Source organism: Mycobacterium sp. 1245801.1, from assembly GCF_001673055.1.
GTDB lineage: Bacteria > Actinomycetota > Actinomycetes > Mycobacteriales > Mycobacteriaceae > Mycobacterium > Mycobacterium europaeum_A.
Window position 1 is genome coordinate 1 of record NZ_LZKY01000256.1, and the last position, 2,296, is coordinate 2,296.

Annotated in this window: 3 protein-coding genes; all 3 read right to left on the reverse strand. The window is 69.9% G+C overall.

The window, feature by feature from the left end; all coding sequences use genetic code 11:
• A partial coding sequence (locus tag A5622_RS29745) for a DEAD/DEAH box helicase (protein ID WP_197497966.1) occupies nucleotides 1-207 on the reverse strand: 207 nt, incomplete at its 3' end.
• A gap of 37 nt (nucleotides 208-244) precedes the next feature.
• Nucleotides 245-916: a TetR/AcrR family transcriptional regulator gene (locus A5622_RS16530; RefSeq protein ID WP_066868563.1), complete on the reverse strand. Its 672-nt coding sequence runs from the start codon at nucleotides 914-916 to the stop codon at nucleotides 245-247.
• 46 nt (nucleotides 917-962) lie between these two features.
• Nucleotides 963-2,296 (reverse strand): aldehyde dehydrogenase family protein (locus tag A5622_RS16535; RefSeq protein ID WP_066880035.1); only part of this gene is annotated, 1,334 nt, incomplete at its 5' end.

The following is a 2,296-nucleotide window of genomic DNA, read 5'->3' on the forward strand; positions in this document are numbered from 1 at the left end:
CGCCCACAGGAACGCCGCCAGCGTCTTACCCGATCCGGTCGGGGCGATCACCAGTGTGTTGTGGCCGTCGGCGATCGCGTTCCACGCGTCGGCCTGCGCGGTGGTGGGTGCGTCGAAGGTGCTGGTGAACCACTCGCGGGTGATGGCGCTGAACCGGCCCAACGGGTCGGGGCGGCCGGGCGGCCCGGAGTCGGCGCGAGTGCTCACCCGTCCATGGTGCCAACGGGCACCGACAAGGCGTCGGCTAGCGCGGCTCGATCCGAGCGGTCGCCATCGCGTGGGACAGTTCCTCGGGGATCTCGGGGACCCGGGCGATGGCGTCGAACAGCGAGTGCGCGCACGCATCGGCGAGTCGATCGGCATTCGTGGTGGGGTCGATGATGCGCTGCCGGCACAACTCGAAGGTGAACGCCAGCCAGCCGTGGCAGATCACCCGCAGGTCCCGCTCGACGTCGGGTTCCAGCTTCCCCGCGGGGGTCTTGGCCACCAGGTCGCTGATCCGGCTCATGATGTGCTCGAGCTGACGGTTCTTGGCTTCATCGTCGACGCCCAGCAGAACCGGGTCGGACCGGCCCAGGCCGACGTAGGCGGCCCACGCCGCCTCGGGGTTCTGCTCGTGGTAGGCCATGTAGGCCATGACGCCGGTGCGGACCTCTTCGTACATGGTCAGGCCGGTGGCGTCGTCCATGTTGGTGTTCTCGTACAGGCGGTCGGCCTCGTCCTTGACCACCGCCGCGAAGAATGCCCGTTTGTCGGGGAAGTAGTGATACATCAGGGCCCGCGAGACCCCGGCGCGTTCCGCGATTTCGTCGATGCGGACCTCGTCGTAGGGCCGCTTCCCAAAGACCTCTGCCCCTAAAGCGAGCAGCTCAGCGCGTCGATCCTCGGGGGATAAGCGCCTGCGGGCAGTCGGCATGTGTCAGATAGTACTCATACGACATGAGACCCCGGCCACTTTGGATTCATCCGAACTTCACGCCCTGGGCCAGCGGTAACTCGCCGGAATAATTGACGGTATTGGTACTTTGGCGCATGTAGGCCTGCCACGAATCGGTGCCGGATTCACGTCCGCCGCCGGTTTCCTTCTCTCCGCCGAACGCGCCGCCGATCTCCGCGCCGGACGTGCCGATGTTGACATTGGCGATTCCGCAGTCGGATTCGGCCAGGAAGCGCTCGGCCTCGCGTAGGTCGGTGGTGAAAATGGCCGACGAAAGGCCCTGCGGCACCGCATTGTTGACGGCGATCGCGTCGTCGAGCTCGTCGTAGGTCAGCACGTAGAGGATGGGCGCGAACGTTTCGGTGGCCACGATGGCGGTCTGCGCGGGCATCCGCACCAGCGCCGGCGCGACGTAGTAGGAACTCGGGTGTTCGGGGGCCTCGGGATGGGTGCGCTCGCCGCCGATCACCTCGCCGCCGTCGGCGCGCGCCTGTTCCAGCGCCCCCACCATGTCGCGGTAGGCGGTCTCGTGAATCAGCGGTCCGACCAGCGTGTCCGGCGCCGACGGGTCACCGATGCGCAGCTGCCCGAAGGCGGACGCGACGCGCGCGACCACCTCGTCGGCCACCGAGCGGTGGACGATCAGCCGGCGCAGGGTGGTGCAGCGCTGCCCCGCGGTGCCGGCGGCCGCGAACACCACCGCGCGCACCGCAAGGTCCAGGTCGGCCGACGGCGTCACGATGGCGGCGTTGTTGCCGCCCAACTCCAGCAGCACCCGGCCGAACCGCGCGGCGACGCGGGGACCGACGGCCCGCCCCATCCGGACCGAACCGGTCGCCGACACCAGCGCGACGCGCGGGTCGTCCACCAGCAGCTCGCCGAGGTCGCGGTCGCCCAGCATCAGCGAGCTCACCGCAGGCGGGGCGCCGACGTCGGCCGCGGCCCGGGCGATCAACGACTGGGTGGCCAGCGCCGTCAACGGCGTCAGCTCCGAGGGCTTCCACACCACCGGGTCCCCGCACACCAGGGCCAGCGCGGCGTTCCAGGCCCACACCGCGACCGGGAAGTTGAACGCGGTGATCACGCCGACGACACCGAGCGGGTGCCAGGTCTCCAGCAGCCGGTGGCCGGGGCGTTCCGAGGCGATGGTGCGGCCGTAGAGCTGGCGCGACAGGCCGACCGCGAACTGGCAGATGTCGATCATCTCCTGCACCTCGCCGGCGGCCTCGGAGGCGATCTTGCCGACCTCGAGGGTCACCAGGGTGGCCAGCTCGCCGCGGTGCGCGGTCAGCAGCTCGCCGAGGCGGGCCACCAGCGCGCCGCGTACCGGGGCCGGTGTGCCGCGCCACACCGAAAACG

Coding starts and splice junctions, on each gene's coding strand:
- A5622_RS16530 (WP_066868563.1), bottom strand. CDS start 916: ATGCCGACTGCCCGCAGGCGCTTATCCCCCGAGGATCGACGCGCTGAG.